General features: G+C 37.2%; 12 protein-coding genes. 10 read left to right on the forward strand and 2 right to left on the reverse strand.

From position 1 onward, the window contains the following. Positions 1-225: 225 nt before the first annotated feature. A complete protein-coding gene (locus ACTJKN_RS19845) occupies positions 226-1,605 on the reverse strand; it encodes a M57 family metalloprotease (protein ID WP_440827489.1) in 1,380 nt (459 codons plus the stop codon). Between the two features lie 308 nt (positions 1,606-1,913). Here ACTJKN_RS19845 and ACTJKN_RS19850 point away from each other — a divergent pair, with 308 nt between their 5' ends. From ACTJKN_RS19850 to ACTJKN_RS19875, 6 genes are all read left to right on the forward strand, one after another. Continuing rightward, the gene (locus tag ACTJKN_RS19850) at positions 1,914-2,057 is read left to right on the forward strand and encodes a hypothetical protein (RefSeq protein WP_440827490.1); all 144 of its coding nucleotides are present in this window, start codon (positions 1,914-1,916) and stop codon (positions 2,055-2,057) included. 384 nt (positions 2,058-2,441) lie between these two features. Beyond that, positions 2,442-6,539 carry a gliding motility-associated C-terminal domain-containing protein gene (locus tag ACTJKN_RS19855; RefSeq protein WP_440827491.1) on the forward strand — a complete coding sequence of 1,366 codons (4,098 nt, stop codon included), beginning with the start codon at positions 2,442-2,444 and terminating at the stop codon, positions 6,537-6,539. A gap of 228 nt (positions 6,540-6,767) precedes the next feature. Beyond that, a complete protein-coding gene (locus ACTJKN_RS19860) occupies positions 6,768-7,529 on the forward strand; it encodes a class I SAM-dependent methyltransferase (RefSeq protein ID WP_440827492.1) in 762 nt (253 codons plus the stop codon). Positions 7,530-7,786: 257 nt separating this feature from the next. Beyond that, on the forward strand, positions 7,787-8,197 hold the full coding sequence (locus tag ACTJKN_RS19865) for a GxxExxY protein (RefSeq protein ID WP_440827493.1): 411 nt from the start codon (positions 7,787-7,789) through the stop codon (positions 8,195-8,197). Positions 8,198-8,304: 107 nt separating this feature from the next. Then, on the forward strand, positions 8,305-9,222 hold the full coding sequence (locus ACTJKN_RS19870; protein ID WP_440827494.1) for a glycosyltransferase family 2 protein: 918 nt from the start codon (positions 8,305-8,307) through the stop codon (positions 9,220-9,222). Between the two features lie 103 nt (positions 9,223-9,325). Continuing rightward, positions 9,326-9,781, forward strand: a complete 456-nt coding sequence (locus tag ACTJKN_RS19875; protein WP_131029501.1) for a PA2169 family four-helix-bundle protein — start codon at positions 9,326-9,328, stop codon at positions 9,779-9,781. A gap of 261 nt (positions 9,782-10,042) precedes the next feature. Here the strand turns inward: ACTJKN_RS19875 and cphA are convergent, their stop codons facing one another. Further along, complete coding sequence (cphA, locus tag ACTJKN_RS19880) at positions 10,043-12,658, reverse strand: cyanophycin synthetase (protein ID WP_440827495.1); 2,616 nt, start codon at positions 12,656-12,658, stop codon at positions 10,043-10,045. Positions 12,659-12,953: 295 nt separating this feature from the next. Here cphA and ACTJKN_RS19885 point away from each other — a divergent pair, with 295 nt between their 5' ends. The 4 genes from ACTJKN_RS19885 to ACTJKN_RS19900 all read left to right on the forward strand — a co-directional run bounded on the left by ACTJKN_RS19885 (position 12,954) and on the right by ACTJKN_RS19900 (position 17,898). Beyond that, positions 12,954-13,829: a cyanophycinase gene (locus ACTJKN_RS19885; protein WP_108201357.1), complete on the forward strand. Its 876-nt coding sequence runs from the start codon at positions 12,954-12,956 to the stop codon at positions 13,827-13,829. Positions 13,830-13,900: 71 nt separating this feature from the next. Then, positions 13,901-14,743, forward strand: a complete 843-nt coding sequence (locus tag ACTJKN_RS19890; protein WP_440827496.1) for an isoaspartyl peptidase/L-asparaginase — start codon at positions 13,901-13,903, stop codon at positions 14,741-14,743. Between the two features lie 29 nt (positions 14,744-14,772). Further along, positions 14,773-15,462 carry a hypothetical protein gene (locus tag ACTJKN_RS19895; protein WP_440827497.1) on the forward strand — a complete coding sequence of 230 codons (690 nt, stop codon included), beginning with the start codon at positions 14,773-14,775 and terminating at the stop codon, positions 15,460-15,462. A gap of 270 nt (positions 15,463-15,732) precedes the next feature. Beyond that, positions 15,733-17,898 carry a carboxy terminal-processing peptidase gene (locus tag ACTJKN_RS19900; RefSeq protein ID WP_440827498.1) on the forward strand — a complete coding sequence of 722 codons (2,166 nt, stop codon included), beginning with the start codon at positions 15,733-15,735 and terminating at the stop codon, positions 17,896-17,898. Positions 17,899-17,928: the final 30 nt, after the last annotated feature.

The raw sequence follows: 17,928 nt of genomic DNA on the forward strand, positions 1-17,928 counted from the left end.
TTAAATACTGCTTAAAAATTACTAAATCCTAGCTTTTCATGGTTAGGTGTGCGTTCTATAATATAAGTATAACCTTTTCAATTAACTTATAACTTTTTTATACCTCGATTAGTATCTACATAAACTTAACAGAATGAACCCGAAATACATCGAGTTCATTCGTTTAATTAAACTTTGCACTATTTTATCTTTGAATAAGATATGTTACTGAAAAAAATCAATGATTTAATCCATAGATTTTAGTGGGATCCAATAGTTTAAATCAGTTGATGTTCCAACAGACATTTTATTATCAGAATACCATGCATAAAACCACCCTGAACTAGCTGCAATACCTATATCAACGATTTCATTATAATTTTTTCCTGGAGGAAGTGCATAATTTTGAAGCCCAACATATGCACCAAGGTCTGTGGAGTTTCCTTCAGAAAATGTACCATCACTATAAAATGCAAAACAGTGATCGTTAGATTTTAAAATTGCAATCCCAACAATATCCAGAGGTGTTTTGCCAGCAGGAAGGACATAACTTTTAGGGAGAATATAATCTCCAAAGTTACCAATACTTTGGCCTACAGACATTGTACCATCTTTGTACCAAACGTAACCACGGCCAGCATTAGAAATAGCCATATCGATAACATCACTGAAGTTTTTACCGGAAGGCAGAAAATATTGCTGAGTAGGGCCATTTATTGATGTAGAATTACCTTTTGTAACTAAACCAGATAAACCCCAAAAATATACACCATCATCTACGCCTATGTCTATCCCCGCCATTGTGGTTAATGTTCCTGATGGACCTGAAGTTACTACAGGATATAATGAAGCAATAGCTTGTTTATCTTTAACTGAGAAATAAGCAGCACCGATACCACATTGACCTCCATTCATTATAGAGGATGGATCTGTGCCACCAACATTCGGAACGTCTATCGCACTTGCTGGAGTTCCAATATCATCAGTACCGTTTTGTGGTTCGCCATTTGCGGACCAATTTGTGTGCCTGAATCCAACGCAATGGCCTATTTCATGGGCAATTGTCCGCTGTCTCTGGTCAAAACTATTTCCAGAGATATAAGTCTTGTTAATCTTGATTAATCCTCCGGCATTTCCATTAATAGGAAAACGGGCAACACCGCAATAACCATTTCCTAAATTTTCATCCATAATTAGGATATCATAACTACCACTTGTTACAAGATTAAAATGAATGTTAGAACTTGGTACTGTATTCCATTGATTAACTGCAGAATTGACTTCCGCACTTAAAGATGCCATAGATGCATCAACATAAATTCTGATATTGGTTCTGTTAGCAGAACTCACGAGATTTCCAGTATAATACTGTTCTGTTTTTGGCCCTGAAGTTGAAGGGATAATCATATCCTTTGAGAAGGCAATATCTTCTTCTACAAGATATTCTTTGCCGAGATCTTTAATAGCTGATGCTGGGAAACCTAGGCTTCTAATGTAGGAGTAAACAGCATCTGTTTTTTTTACTTCCTCCTGGCTAACATTACTTTCTCCTTTTTTACAGGCGAAAATTGAGATAGAAATAGCGGAGATCATGAGCAACCTCACAATCATTTTTCTGTTTTTCATAATGGTTAATTTAGATTTATAGATAATTATATCTACTGAGCATTCATTTTAGCATCAGAAGAATTTTTAGTTTTTCTTTATTTTAATTAATCAGATTACAAACGTATACTGTTTTTTAAGAAAACATTATGCTGCGAAAATCTACATACAAATAAACTAAAGTTTTACATCAATACAAATTTTTTTTACGTTAAAGTATTATTAATAACACGTTAATGTATAGACAGCATAAAACTTTTATATTTCTGATTTATTATTAGTGATAGGTATTTATTTCTCAAAAGTTATATTTATGCATAATAACTTATATGTTAAGCGAAGAAGTAAAAACGGCCTACGATAATTTTTATAGCAATAGCGATGTGGCCTGGAGAATGCTGGATGCAAAATATAAAGCCCAGAACATCGTTGATGTATGCAAAGGACTAAACCTAAAAAAGTACTTGAGGTGATTAAATGTGAATACAGAGGGCAAGATATATCCAAACTTATATAGACCTTAAACATCTTATATGGTAAAAAATACCTGGCCCGCTTATTTATAAAATATAAAAATACAAGGCCTTGCCCAATAGAACTTTTCGCATGCAATCGTCCGCAGCATACCGAGCGTACATTACAATTCTGCAACAAAATGAGTTGGGCAGCACAAAGCAATTTGTATATTTTTTCTGATGGTGCCAAAACCGATCTGGATAAAGAAAAATTTACTGCAGTAAGAAAAATCAACAAAAAAAATCATTAAGCGATAATTAACCTGCTATTTTAATTAGTTGTAGATTTGTATTATTTTTATTTTTTACAGAATCTAAACACACTGTTTTACCGCTCTTATAATGCACAATAAAATTCGGCTATTTTACAGGTTATTATATCTTTTAGCATTTTTTATCCTTCCTTCTAACAGTTTTGCACAACAGCAGCCCATTCCAGATTGGGTTAAAGATATTGGCGGTTTTGGGGAAAGTAAGGTGAGCGGCGTTGCTGTTGATAAATTTGATAATGTTTACATTGCTGGAAACTTTAGAAGTACGATCACTGTAGATTTATCGGGCATTTCTGCTCCGGTTAGTCTGACATCGAACGGTGATTATGATGTTTTTATTGCTAAGTATACACCTGATGGAAAATTAATCTGGGCAAAAAGCATTGGTGGGTCAGAGCTTGACCAGGTGAATAATTTAACAGTTGATGATGAATCAAATGTAATTTTTGGCGGCCAGTTTAGTTCATTTAGCATGGATTGTGATCCAGGATCAGGCACCTTCAATCTTAACAATGCTGGCGGAAATGATGCTTTTATTGTAAAGTTAGATTTGGATGGCAATTTTAAATGGGCAAAAAATGTTGGTGGCTCATCTACCGAATATGGGCATGTTGTTGCCGCTGATCGTTTGGGTAATGTTATATTTGTAGGCTCCTATTCATCTAATATAAGCCTTGGCGGTTTTAACCTGCTACCCAAAGGAGGTTTGGATGGCTTTATGGTCAAATATGACAAAAATGGAAATATTCAATGGGCTTATGGTTTCGGTTCATTCGGTACAGATGAGATCCGGCATGTAATAACCAATACCAACAACGAGATTATTATAATGGGATATTTTTCGTCCGGCATCGATTTAAATCCCAAAGGTCCGGCCAACAATATTACCGGCACTTCACCAAATTACTTTATTGCAAAATACACAGGAACTGGTCAGCTAATATGGTCCGACAAAATTGATGGGGCTACTGCTGTTGTATCATCTTTAGCCTCAGGCCCAAACAACGATATTTACTTAACCGGTGTTTATAGTGGTACGGTAACCCTCAGTTCTCCCACAAACAATGTTGCCTTAACATCAACGGGAGGGAAAAATCTGTTCGTTGGAAAGTACAGTTCCGCAGGTGCAGCATTATGGGGCAAAAACATCGGCGGCAACAGCTCAACGCCTTACAGTTATTATATTACCGCTGATATAGATGACAACGTATACATTGGAGGTTACTTTGATGGAACCCTGATTTTTGGTGATGCCAGTTTAAATAAAACACTAACCTTCCACGGTGTAAGGGATACATTTTTTGGAAAATATACAGGAACGGGCAAATATGTATGGGCATTTAATTTTGGCAGTAGCTGCTCGGGCAACTTCGGACATAAAATTGCAGTTGATTCGAAAAAAAATGTTTTGCTTGGCGGCTCATTTTGTAGCACTGTAGATTTTAATCCCGGAATATGCGAATTAAAGATTACTGCAAAAAATGGGACATCAGATGGTTACATCTCAAAATATAACCAGATTAAGTTTACCGGTGATGCAAACATTATTTCCTTTGAGCTAGCAGAACAAACAGCACCTGCATTAATAAACACACAGGATAAAACGATAACCATTAAGGTAAGGGCCGGAACCAATGTTACGGCACTTAAACCAACGTTAACAACCGATATAGGCGTTGTTGCACCATTATCGGGCGTAGCCAACAATTTTACCCAGCCACAGAAATATATCATTACATCCAACTGCCAGGATTATACCTGGTTGGTTACCGTACAGGCAGAAGAAACAAACGAAATAACAATCTGCTCAGGGGCTACGCAGATTTTGGTAGGTGTTGCGGCCAATACCAGGCCATCATACACCTACTTATGGCAGATTAAAGATCCGGCTGGCAATTGGATAGCTGCACCCAACGCTAGTGCGAGTATCGATTATGAACTGAAAGGGCTTACCAATTTTACCAATCAGGATATAACCTATCAGTTTAGACGGAAGGTGTTTACCGCAAATACCGAACTTATTGAACCGGACATAAATATTATAATCCATCCTGCAACCACTAATAATTTAATCAGCACAACGGAAAATGTGCTATGTAGTGGTGCATCCAATGTGGTAATCACCGGAACAGTTCCACAAGGTGCAGAAAATGAAACCGCGGTTTATAAATGGCAGGAAAGTGATGATGAGTTAACGTGGCGGGATATAAATAACGCAACAGGGATAGACCTTTCGGTTAGCGTTGCCAAAACCAAATATTTTAAACGACTTACTTTCTCTGCAAGTTGCATTAGTTATAGCAATACATTAAAAATTGAAGTTCAACCACAGGTTACGGCTTCGATTGCTGGCAATAATATTGCCCTTTGCAATAACGATATGGTTACCTTAAATGCAAATGCGGTTGCCATGAACGAAACTGGTACCTGGCAGGTGGTAAGCCCGGCAAGTTATCATCCTTTTAATGCTGTTAATGAACATAATCCTAGCCTGCAGATTACCAATATACCAGCTGATGTTGATGTGGTTTTAAAATGGACAATCAGCCAGAATATATGCTCAACATCCTCGTCATCTACTATTACCATCCACAATTACAGTGAGGCCATTTTAACTTTACCCAGTAATATAACCATTAGCGAAGGTCAATCGGTAAAAATTCCTGCCACAATAACGCCTGTTATTAATAACTACACATTTACATGGAGCCCAAGCACCGGTCTTGATCATCCTGATGTATTAACGCCTACGTCGAAACCTGATAAAACAACGGTCTACCACCTCAAAATTACCTATGGAAATAGCTGTGTTATTGAGAAAGATATTAGAATCGGTATTGATAAAACAACTAAACTTGCAATTTGTTCAGGCGAAACAGTGCAGCTTACAGGAGAAGCTTTTATTGGAAGCAGCCCAGTTATTCAATGGCAATTTTTTGATTTTGGAACCTGGGTAAATATCCAGAACGGTAACAATGCAGATTTTTCTTTAAAAACCATTGAGCATTTTGAAAACACGCCCATCATTATGCTTTACAGAAGGATGATTACCACGGGAGGTACAAGCTATTTCGACTCAAAATATGAGATAAGCACTTCTCCACATACGCGAAATAACATCATTAGTACCGAAACTTTAAATTATTGCGGCAAGCCAACAGTACCGCTCAGCATTATGGGTTCAGATCCCACTGGGGCAGCTGACATAGCCGTAAGTTATGCGTGGGAATTGAGCAATGATGGGGAAAACTGGAGTATTATCGGTAGCGAAACTGGGAAAGATATTGTATTGAATAGCCTAACACAAACAGGTTATTTTAGAAGAACAACGTATAGTAATTCCTGTGTATCACTAAGTAACGTATTAAAAATTACTTTAAATCCACTACCAACCATTGCCGATGCCGGAGAAAATCTGAGTTTATGTGGAAAATCATTTATTGTTTTAAGCGGAAATAAACCTGGCGGGAACGAAGTGGGCACTTGGTCTGTTATTTCGCCCGTAAATTTTAATCCATTTACTGCTGCAAATATTAATAATCCTAATGCTGTTATCAATAATCTTCCATCCGGTCAACAGGTTGTTCTTCAGTGGGAAATTGCAAACAATAATTGTAATACAACTACTAAAGATGAAGTGGAAATCATTTCATACCGTGACATTTCTGTAACCGCCCCTGCCAAGCTCACCATAGATTATGGTAAAGTGGTTAATTTAAATGTAATTACAGATTTAGGGGACGAACCCTACACTTTCGAATGGTTACCCAAAACTGGTTTGAAAAATCAGTATAGCTTAAGCCCCGATGCCAGTCCGAGAGAAAATACCACTTATACATTAAAAATTAATTATGGACTTAATTGCAGTAAATCAATTCCGATAGAGGTAATTGTTTTAAACACAATAGATATTCCGAAAAGCTTTTCACCAAATGGCGATGGCATTAACGATAGCTGGAACATTGGAAACATTTTAAATTATCCTGGTTCTAAAATATCGGTTTACAACAGGTACGGGGTGCTGATGTATCAAAACACAAATACTTTGGCAGCTTGGGACGGAACGAATAAAGGTAAGCTAGTGCTTGTTGGCGTGTATTACTACGTTATTGAACTTAAGGATAAATATAATTCTGTTTATAATGGAAGCATTATGGTGCTACAGTAAAAGATTGCTGTTTGTATTGTAGCATTTCCGTTAAAAGATATTTTCAGCGGAAATGTAATTGAAAGTAATTATAAAGGAGTTTAATCCATCATTTTAAAGAAATATAATCATTTAAGTTTTATGCAGTCCCTAGCAACCTTGGCATTACCAGATGAACTGTTTTCTGTATGCATAGATGGTATTTGCTAATTTTAACTATTTTTATCGCAATTAACAATACAAAGCCCAATGTTAAGCGAAGAAGTAAAAACAGCCTACGATAATTTTTATACCAATAACGATGTAGCATGGAGAATGCTTGGCGCAAAATATAAAGCACAGAACATTGTTGATGTTTGTAAAGGGTTAAAGCCTAAAAAAGTGCTTGAGGTTGGTGCCGGAGATGGCAGTATTTTACATTTTTTAAATGAATGGCATTTCGCACCAGAGCTGTATGCTTTAGAAATTGCACAGAGTGGTGTCGATATTATAAAAGACCGCAACCTGGCCAGTTTAAAAGAAGCACAAACTTTTGATGGGTATAAAATCCCTTATGAAGATGATGCTTTTGATCTGATTATTCTTGCGCACGTTCTAGAACATGTAGAACACGAAAGGATCCTGATCCGTGAATTGAAAAGGGTAGCAAAATATATTGTAGTAGAAGTACCTAAAGATTATCGTTTTGGTGTAGACCAAAGAATGAATCATTTTCTGGATTATGGACACATTAACATGTATACCCCAACTTCCTTGAGGTTTTTACTGCAGAGTGAGGGTTTAGAAATCCTGGAAGATAAAGTTTCGATGACTGCACCAGAAACGGTAAAGTTTAATGAATTTATCAATAAAAAAGCACCTAAAACATTGGCTAAAAACTTAAAAATTGAACTGGAATACCGGATTAAAAAAACCTTGGGCAATTTGTTTGGGAAGAAAAAGCAAGAACAGTTTTCCAATGCCTATACCGTGTTAACCAAAAAATCTGACCATAATCTACATATATTTTAGGTAATTAAATGGATATATAGAATGCAAGATATATCCAAGCTTATATGAACCTTAAACTTTTTATATGGTGAAATTGTAACTCGATATACTGTTATCTTAATAATTGGAATTTTATTCTGACCATAACCATATAAGGAATAGAAGAAAATATAAGTGTATCGCTCTTTCGCCAAACTTTAATTTAATATATTGCAATAGAAATTAAATTCTGTTAAAAGTACATCCCTAATTAAATATTTAATAAATATAAAAAAGGAATGTTATTAACTAGAAATTATTTAAAGGACTTGGTTTACAAGGTAAACGGAGCAGCTATTGAGGTTCACAGAACATTGGGTCCAGGGCTTTTAGAATGCACTTATCATAAATGCATGATTCACGAGCTAAAAATCAGAAATATTAATTTCAAATCTGAGTTAACCATCCCAATAGATTATAAAGGATTAATAATTGATTCAGAACTAAGGTGTGATTTATTAATTGAAAACTCCCTAGTCGTTGAATTTAAAGCTATTGAAAACGTTGCACCAATCCATATAGCCCAACTGTTAACTTATATGAAACTACTAAAATTGCCTCTTGGACTGATGATAAATTTTAATTGTTTGCATATCTTTTCAGAAGGGCAAAAAACATACGTAAACGAGATATATGAATCAATTTATTAGTATATTTTTGCTTTAACTTATATGAACCTTAAATTTCTTATATGGTGAAAGGTGTAGCCAACTCATTATTATGGTTAACCCTATAAAGCTTCAATCGTAAAACAAAAATGCAAAACCTTGCCCCAATAGCACTTTTCGTATACAACCGTCCGCAGCACACCGAGCGTACGTTACAATTCCTGCAACAAAATGAATTGGCAGCACAGAGCCATTTGCATATCTTTTCTGATGGTGCCAAAACAGACCAGGATAAAGAAAAAGTTGCTGCTGTAAGAAAAATCATCAAAAAAGCAGATGGTTTTAAATCGGTTAAAGTAATCGAAAGTAGAGCTAATGCTGGCTTAGCCAATTCGGTAATTGCAGGTGTAACCCAATTAATAGCAGAATACGATCAGGTAATTGTTTTTGAAGATGACCTGGTTACCTCTCCCCATACTTTAGCCTATTTCAACAATGCTTTAAACCATTACCGCGAAGAGGAAAGAGTAATGCATATAGGGGCCTATATGTATCCCTTAAAGTTAGATAACCTTTCGCAATCGTTTTTCTACAGGGCAGCCACAAGTTGGGGCTGGGCCACATGGGGAAGGGCATGGAAAAACTTCGAACCGGATATCGACATCCTTATAAAACAGTTTGATAAAAAGAAAAGAGCTGCATTTTCCATCGATAATAAAATGAACTTTTGGAAGCAGATGTTAGCGTTTAAGAAAGGAAAAAACAATAGCTGGGCCATTAGATGGTATGCTTCTATCTTTTTAAAAGGAGGTTTAACACTTAACCCATCGCAATCACTCGTTAATAATATTGGCCATGATGGCACTGGCGTGCATTCAGGAATAAATGATATTTATAACGTGGTTATCAACCCCAAACCTATTGTCGAATTTCCGACCACAATAGCCGAAGACCCTATCGCATATAAGGCCATCAAAAGCTTTTTGATTAAACGGAAAGGCAATATGGTAACCCGTGTTAGGCGCTTTGTAAAAGAAAAGCTGGCACAATACTTTTCAAAGAAATAATCAGCTGATATAGCTAACTGTTGTAAGCAATTAAAAAAAATGACAAACCTTTTTTTAATTGAGCATGTTGCTTTTATACATCGAAACTATAAAAATAAAAGACATGAAAACGACAACAGCAACAGCAGAGGTATTAAACGATCTGGTTCAAATTAATAACGATCGTATTGAAGGTTATGAAAAAGCCCGTCAAGAATTAAAGGATGGAGATGCCGATCTGAAAACGCTATTTTTAAATATGATCGCCGAGAGTCAAAAATATAAAATGGCTTTGGCTGCAGAGGTAGCTGCATTGGGTGAGGACATTGAAACCGGAACAACAAACTCGGGAAAAATTTACAGGGCATGGATGGATGTTAAGGCATTATTTACCGGCCACGACCGTAAAACTGTTTTAAACAACTGTGAGTTTGGAGAAGATGCAGCACAAAATGCATATAAAATGGCATTAGAGGAAGAAGATCTTCCTTCAAATATCAGAGATTTAATCTCTGATCAAAAAGCATCGTTAAGAGTATCGCATGATGAAATTAAAAGATTACGTGATGCTCAGGCATAAGTAACTGAGATATAAAACAGAAAAACCTCCTTCGATTTATTATCGGAGGAGGTTTTTTTATATTTCCGTCATGCTGAACTTGTTTACAAGTAGATTAGCATTTTTAATCGTCTTGTAACTACTACGTGGTCAGCATCTTTTTTTAAAGACCCTGAAATAAATTACCTTCGGTGAGCTCGCTTAAGGCTCGGTTTACTGCGTAGCTTTCCGCTGCGCTACAGGTCAGGGTGACGATCTCTTAGGAACTAAATCAGTTAAGAATTACGCTTCCAATTCCCTATCTAAATGTTCAGTAACACGTTGGATCGTATTGTCGATCGTGTTACTTAGAATCGTTAAATAAGAGCCTTTTTTAGCAGTTTCGATTGCGATCTGCAAACATTCCGTGCTTTTATTGTTGATGATAATTTCTTTATCAGGATCAACTTCCTTAATGCCTTTTACCAGCAGATCAACCAGTTCTTGTTGTTGTCTGCCACGCAGATATTTCTCCTGACAAATATAAATTTTATCAAACATCTGAGCAGAAATGCGGGCTGTTTCGATAATATCCTCATCTCTTCTATCGCCTGTTGCCGAAATAATACCTACATGTTCGGTGGTCTCTACACCTTGTAAGAAACCTTTTACGCCGTTAAATCCATCAGGATTGTGCGCAAAATCGACCAGTACTTTAAAATCTTTAAACCTAAAAATATTCATCCTTCCTGGGGTATGTGCTGCAGAAGGTATAAATGTTTCTAACGATAAACGGATATCTTCAGGTTTATAACCCCATAAATAGGTGGCCAGCGTTGCCGCAAGCACATTCTGAATCATAAAATTCACAGAACCGCCGAAAGTTAAAGGAATGTGCGTGGCTTTATCTACCCTTAATTTCCAGTCGCCTGTTTTAATGGTAATGTATCCGTTTTCATAAATGGCGGCAATTCCACCTTTTCTGCAATGCTCTTTAATCACAGGGTTATTTTCATCCATACTAAAATAAGCAACATTACAGCGCGCATCTTTGCCAATGCGAACGCAATAACCATTGTCGGCATTCAATACTGCCCAACCTTTACGGCGTACCGCCCCAATCACAACCGCTTTAACACGTGTCAGATCATCAAGATTATGGATATCAGATATACCCAGGTGATCTTCCTGGATATTGGTTATTACGCCAATATCACATGCATTAAATCCCAGTCCTGCTCTTAAAATTCCACCACGTGCGGTTTCTAGTACCGCAAATTCAACTGTCGGATCTTTTAAAATGAACTCAGCACTTACCGGCCCAGTGGTATCGCCTTTCATTAGCATCGTGTTGTGCACATACACACCATCACTGGTGGTAAAACCTACACGTTTACCATTACTTCTGATAATGTGCGCAATTAACCGTGTAGTAGTAGTTTTTCCGTTTGTTCCGGTTACAGCAATAATCGGGATCTGTGATAATTTTCCCTGCGGATACAGCATATCAATAACCGATGCAGCTACGTTTCTAGGCAAGCCTTCGCTTGGTGCAAGGTGCATCCTGAATCCTGGTGCTGCATTAACTTCCAAAACCACACCTCCGTTTTCGGTTAAGGGTTGGGTAAGGTTCTGCGCCATGATATCGATACCGCAGATGTCCAATCCGATTACCCTCGAAATCCTTTCACATATAAAAATATTCTGTGGATGTACAATGTCAGTTACATCAATAGATGTTCCGCCTGTACTTAAATTTGCAGTAGATTTTAGATAAACCACTTCTCCCTTTTCGGGAATAGTTTCTAAGGTATATTCTTTTTTGGCCAGTAGATCCAAAGTATCCCGGTCAACAGCAATTTCTGTTAGCACATTTTCATGACCATAACCACGGCGTGGATCTTCATTCTCCTTATCGATTAATTCTTGGATCGTATGAATTCCATTCCCCTTAACGTGCGCAGGATCGCGTTGTGCGGCAGCAATAACTTTATGATCAATTACCAACACACGAAAATCGTATCCGGTAATAAATTTTTCTATAATAACCTTTCTCGAGTAGGTTTTGGCATATTCAAAAGCCGCAACCGCATCCTCCATTGTTTTCACGTTGATGGTGGCACCTTTACCGTGGTTGCCATCAAGTGGTTTAAAAACGAGTGGAAAACCCACTTTTTTAACCGATGCTTCCAGGTCATCAGGATTTGAAATCGTTACTCCAGAGGCTACCGGGATGGCAGCTTCGGTAAGCAAACGTTTGGTTTCTTCCTTGTTGCTGGCAATATCTACGGCTATACTGCTGGTTTTTTCGGTCATGGTAGCCCTAAAACGTACCTGATTTTTACCGTATCCCAATTGCACCAAAGAGCTTTTATTCAATCTGATCCATGGAATACTTCTACTTACGGCTTCCTCCACAATAGATCCTGTACTTGGCCCCAAAGCTTCCAGCTCACGTATTTCCTTCATCCTTCGGATATCGTGCTCCAAATCGTACTCTTCGTTATTAATCAGGGCTTCGGCAATTTTAACTGCAGCTTCAGCAGCATAAACACCAACCTTTTCTTCCAGATAACTGAATACAACATTGTAAATACCTTCAGTTTTAGTTTGGCGTGTTCTGCCAAAACCAGTTTCCATTCCGGCCAATGTTTGGATTTCCAAAGCAATATGCTCAATTACATGCCCCATCCACGTGCCTTCTTTTACCCGGGTGAAAAAACCTCCTTCAACCCCCTTAGAACAACGGTGTGTAAACATGCTAGGCAAGAGTTTCTCAATCCTTTCGCTAAATCCTTCTATTACATTGGTTGGTTTTTGCTCTAAATCTTCCAGATCTAAACGCATCTGGATCAATTTTTTTCGGCTAATTGACCATATGTTCGGCCCTCTTAATACTTGTATGTTTGATATCTTCATGTAATGTTTTGTTCGTTTTTTTATTTAAACAAGCGTTTGGGACAGCCTTTTTAACTCAATTTTTAGAATAAAATTGATGACGGTAAATTATGCATTTATTTTGAAATTAGACGTTCCATTTAGCTAAATCAATTTTAAGGTGTATTTGTTTTATTTTCAAGCACAATCCTGTTAATTTTAGGTTATAATATTTTAACGTTTGTTAATAAATTGAATATTCTTGACAAAAAAAGTCGTGTTTTTTATCATAAGCCTATATATTTGGGTTTTTTGATACAATTATAATACACAAAGAATGGTTCCGAAAGGTAAACTCATCATCATTGGTGGCGCAATAAACACAGGTAGCTTCGCAGAAACGCAATTTGGACTGCCTGAGAATATGAATTTTTTTGAGCGTGGAATTTTAAAACGGATTACTACAGAATCATTAAGAGATACTCAATCTCGCTTCGAGATCATCACTACGGCATCATTAATGCCCGAAAAGGTTGGTGAAGAATATATCAAGGCTTATGCACAATTAGATGTGCACAATGTGGGTGTTCTTAATATTACCAACCGTGAAGAAGCCAATTCTGATGAAAATTATGAACGTATCAAAGCAGCAGAGGTAATTATTTTTACTGGTGGCGATCAGCTCCGTCTTTCTTCAATCTTTGGCGGAACAAAAATCCATCAGATCTTACTAGAGAAATATAGAAACGAGCCTGTGGTAATTGCAGGCACTTCAGCCGGAGCCGCAGCAAGCTCTAAAAACATGATTTATCAGGGTAGCAGCAAAGATGCTTTACTTAAAGGAGAGGTTAAAATTACTGGTGGATTAGGCTTTATTGATGATGTTATTGTTGATACACATTTTGTTCAACGCGGAAGAATTGGTCGCTTGTTATATGCTGCTGCCAGCAATCCTGGTATACTAGGGATTGGTCTGGGTGAAGATACCGGGCTTTTCATTTCTGATGGCCATACGATGGAAGCCATTGGTTCTGGCATGGTAATTTTAGTAGATGGCCGTAATATGGCCGATACCAATTTAACCGATGTAGAAATGGGCCAGCCTGTTTCTATTAAAAACATGGTGGTACATGTAATGTGCGATGGCGACGTTTATGATTTAACAGACCATAGTTTAGTGATCCATCATCCAAAGGTTGTTCCGATAGCCTAAAGGTTTAAGGTGGAGGATCGAGGGTTTAAGGCCCAAGTCTCATATCAAATGTCTCAATACTCAAATAACAGATGAAACTAATTATACATGGCGGTTTCTTCAGCGAATCGTCTACCAACCAGGAAACGAAAAAGGCTAAACAAGATGCTTTGGCTTCGATTGTTATGCTTGGACACGAATATCTAAAAACACATACTGCTTTAGAAACCGTGGTATATACTGTTGCGCTATTAGAAGATAACGAGCTGTTTAACGCTGGTATCGGTTCGCAGATCCAAAGCGATGGAAAAGTGAGGTTAAGTGCTGCCCTAATGGATGGTAAAACAGAAAAATTTAGTGGTGTAATTAATGTAGAAGATGTTAAAAACCCCATACAGATTGCGCAGAACTTGTTAACATATGATGACCGGGTATTAAGCGGTGATGGTGCCCAGCAATTTGCAAGATCAAATGGATTTGAATATTTCAATCCGATTACCCCGCAGCGACAATCAGAATACGAAGCTAAATTAAACCAAAAGAACAATAAAGGAACGGTAGGCTGTGTAGCACTCGATGCAGATGGAAATTTAGCAGCTGCAACCTCCACAGGGGGAAAAGGATTCGAAATCCCTTGCCGTGTGAGCGATTCCGCAACCGTGGCAGGCAACTATGCCAATCAATATGCAGGTATTTCTTGTACCGGAGTAGGTGAAGATATTGTAAGCGGTGCCTTAGCCGCAAAAATTGTAACCCGTGTTACCGATGGGTTTTCTTTAAAGGAAGCATCAGATAAATCTTTTGCCGAACTTAAAGCTTTTGATGGCTTTGCAGGCGTTGTAGGCATTTCTGCAACAGGCGAAGTGTACCATTGCGACTCGCATCCATACATGGTTTGGGCATCTTTTGATGTTAATTTACAGGTATTTAGCTAGAATTAGATTTAAAGTATTATTTTTGTTGCATGACCAAGATTGTATTGGCTTTAATAAGCCTTTTTGCATCATTACAACTACAAGCTCAAAATATAGATAAATCTGAGATCCAAGAACCTAACGGTAGCGCTATAAATATAGCAGTATCTAAATTTGATTTGGAGGATGGGAATTCTTTTTTTGAGGAAGCAGAAGATTTAGAGCGAAAAGGCGATTACAACGAAGCCCTCACCTTATTTGGCAAAGCCGCTTTCGAATATAATGCCATAAAAAACTTCAACAGGTACGGACAGGCAGTTATTAAGATGAGCAGTATGCATTATCAACTTGGCCGTTTTACTGATGCTGAGCAGATTCTTTTAAATGTAGCTTTAAAAAATTATTCTAAAACCGGAAACAGAGCTGGCGTAATGAACACCTATAACCTTTTAGGCAAAGTTTATCTGGCCAATACCAAGTATACCCAATCGATGTGGTTTTACACCCAGCAAGGTATACTGGCAAAACAGTTAAAAAGCAACAACGCTTACATCGAATCTATTTTAGGCATTGTTCAGGTTAAAATTAAAAAGAAAGATTTTACACTTGCACTGAGAGATCTGAAATCGGCCGAATGGCTTGCCAATTCGATCAAAACCACCCAATACAAAACGCAGATCAAAGATGCCAGGGAAATGATCGCCAGCAAAACCACCAGTAAAAAGGTAAACCCAAGCTAGTTTAGGTACTTGTTTTTTTTAAAATCTTCCTACATCACTAACAATATAGCCATTAAAGGTCTGTAATTGGTCAAATTTTGATTACCGATCAAAACAAAAAATAACGCCCAACGTTCTACATAAGAAATTGTTAAATAAAAAGCTTTTAGTTAGATTTGATAAAGTTTTAACAAGAGACGGTAATAATGCTGTCTCTTTTTTGTTTTTTTGCTAAAATGGTATCATATTGGCTATATAGAATTGGAAATGGATTTTAAATCATTTAAAGAGATGTTAAAGAGAATATTTTTTGTAATTTTTACTGCGGCAGTACTTGCTTGTCATGCTGCACCTAAAACTCAGCCAATGGTTGAGGGTGTTACCAACGTAAAACCTGATGAGCAGCAGCAACTTGTTATAAAAGAGGTTGTAAATTTGATCGAGAGTTATAATTATAAAAAAATTCAGATCAACGATTCTATATCTTCAATCATTTTAGATAAGTATATCAAGTCTTTAGATCAGGGCAAAAATTACTTTTTGGCTTCAGATATCAAGGAATTTGAAAAATACAGATATACTTTGGATGATGATTTCAAAAATGGCGATTTAAGCGGGCCGTTTTTCATCTATAACGTTTATGCCAAAAGGTTGAACGAATATTTTACTTATTCTTTAGCACAGATTAAAACCAAATACGATTTTAATCAAACCGACAATTATGTATATGACAGGGAGAAACAGCCTTGGGCAACTTCTTCTGCAGCATTAAATGATACCTGGAAAAAACGTGTTAAATACGAACTAATCAATTTAAATTTAGCTGGAACAGCTGAAGCCAAAAACGTAGAAACATTAACTAAACGTTATCAGAACCTACAGTCGCAAACTTCAAAAACCAATAATCAGGATGTATTCCAGATTTTGATGGATGCTTTTACCGAATCTATTGATCCACATACCAATTATTTTAACCCAACTAATGCAGCAGCATTTAACGAAGATATGTCCCGTTCTTTTGAAGGTATTGGTGCCCGTTTACAATTAGAAAATGAGGTGGTTAAAATCTCTGAAATTATTGCCGGTGGACCTGCATTTAAAGGAAAACAACTGAGTGCTGGCGATCGTATTATTGCTGTAGCCCAGGGTGATGGAGAATTTGTTGACGTAGTGGGTTGGAGATTGGATAACACCGTATCGAAAATTAAGGGCCCTAAAGGAACCAAGGTGCGTTTAAAAGTTATCCCTGTTGGAAAAGAAATGTCTTCTAAACCGATTATTATCGAATTGGTTCGCGATAAAATTGTTTTGGAAGAAACATCTGCCAAGAAAAAAGTTAAAACCATTAACAGTAATGGTAAAGATTATAAAATCGGGATTATTACCCTACCAGCATTCTATGCTGATTTTAAAGCAGCAAATGCAGGTGATAAAAACTACAAAAGCACTACCCGCGATGTTAGAAAATTAATCGACTCGTTAAAAACATACGATAAGGTAAATGCTATCGTAATGGATTTACGTGGAAATGGTGGAGGCTCATTGGTTGAAGCCATCTCATTAACTGGTTTATTTATCGATAGAGGACCAGTAGTTCAGGTGAAAGATTTACGCGGTAAAATTGAAGTAGACGAGGATGAAAATAGCGGTGTAACCTGGGATGGGCCTTTTGGTGTAATTGTAGACCGTTTAAGTGCATCTGCATCAGAAATTTTTGCGGGTGCAATACAGGATTACGGCCGTGGTATTATTATGGGTAGCCAAACCTATGGTAAAGGTACCGTTCAATCTTCTATCGATTTAAACAAATTGGTAAATCCAAGTATGTTGCAAAGGGTAGCAGGATTAATTTCTAAAGATAAAACCGTTGGCACATCTCCAAGCGGAGCAAGCCCGGCTGATATTAACTTAGGTCAGATTAACCTAACCATGGCTAAATTTTACCGTGTAGCAGGAAGCAGCACGCAGCATAAAGGTGTAACGCCTGATGTTGTTTTCCCTTCAGTTTATCCGATGGATAAAATTGGAGAAGATACTGAATCATCTGCCTTACCATGGGACGTTATTCCGAGCTCCAGCTTTAAAGCAGTTGCGAATTTGACCCCTGTTAAAGCACAGTTGGTTAAAAACAGTGAGCAGCGTATCGCAAACTCGTTGGATTTTAAATACCTGAAACAAGATATTGCCGATCTTAAAAAACGTGACAATGAAGTTTCTGTCACCTTAAATGAGGCAAAACTTAAAGCTGAGCGCGATGCGCAGGAAGCTAAAACACTTGCCAGACAGAATGAATTAAGAGCATTAAGGGGATTACCTGCCATTAAAAAAGGAGATAAAATTACCAAACAAGATGCTTTCGATTTTATTGAAGATGAATCGTTAAAAGTAATGGGCGATTTTATGCAACAATCTGGCAACTATGTAATGAATCTGGGTGTAATGGCACCTAAACTTTAATAAAAGAAATATATTTAAAGCGAGCTATCT

The sequence above is a fragment of the Pedobacter sp. 22163 genome, assembly GCF_052045595.1.
Taxonomy (GTDB): domain Bacteria; phylum Bacteroidota; class Bacteroidia; order Sphingobacteriales; family Sphingobacteriaceae; genus Pedobacter.

Bases quoted from the DNA above. Each gene is read 5' to 3' on its own strand.
- ACTJKN_RS19865 (WP_440827493.1), top strand. From the start codon at position 7,787: ATGTTATTAACTAGAAATTATTTAAAGGACTTGGTTTACAAGGTAAAC.
- ACTJKN_RS19870 (WP_440827494.1), top strand. From the start codon at position 8,305: ATGCAAAACCTTGCCCCAATAGCACTTTTCGTATACAACCGTCCGCAG.
- ACTJKN_RS19860 (WP_440827492.1), top strand. From the start codon at position 6,768: ATGTTAAGCGAAGAAGTAAAAACAGCCTACGATAATTTTTATACCAAT.
- ACTJKN_RS19900 (WP_440827498.1), top strand. From the start codon at position 15,733: ATGTTAAAGAGAATATTTTTTGTAATTTTTACTGCGGCAGTACTTGCT.
- ACTJKN_RS19845 (WP_440827489.1), bottom strand. From the start codon at position 1,605: ATGAAAAACAGAAAAATGATTGTGAGGTTGCTCATGATCTCCGCTATT.
- cphA (WP_440827495.1), bottom strand. From the start codon at position 12,658: ATGAAGATATCAAACATACAAGTATTAAGAGGGCCGAACATATGGTCA.
- ACTJKN_RS19850 (WP_440827490.1), top strand. From the start codon at position 1,914: ATGTTAAGCGAAGAAGTAAAAACGGCCTACGATAATTTTTATAGCAAT.
- ACTJKN_RS19895 (WP_440827497.1), top strand. From the start codon at position 14,773: ATGACCAAGATTGTATTGGCTTTAATAAGCCTTTTTGCATCATTACAA.
- ACTJKN_RS19890 (WP_440827496.1), top strand. From the start codon at position 13,901: ATGAAACTAATTATACATGGCGGTTTCTTCAGCGAATCGTCTACCAAC.
- ACTJKN_RS19855 (WP_440827491.1), top strand. From the start codon at position 2,442: ATGCACAATAAAATTCGGCTATTTTACAGGTTATTATATCTTTTAGCA.
- ACTJKN_RS19885 (WP_108201357.1), top strand. From the start codon at position 12,954: ATGGTTCCGAAAGGTAAACTCATCATCATTGGTGGCGCAATAAACACA.
- ACTJKN_RS19875 (WP_131029501.1), top strand. From the start codon at position 9,326: ATGAAAACGACAACAGCAACAGCAGAGGTATTAAACGATCTGGTTCAA.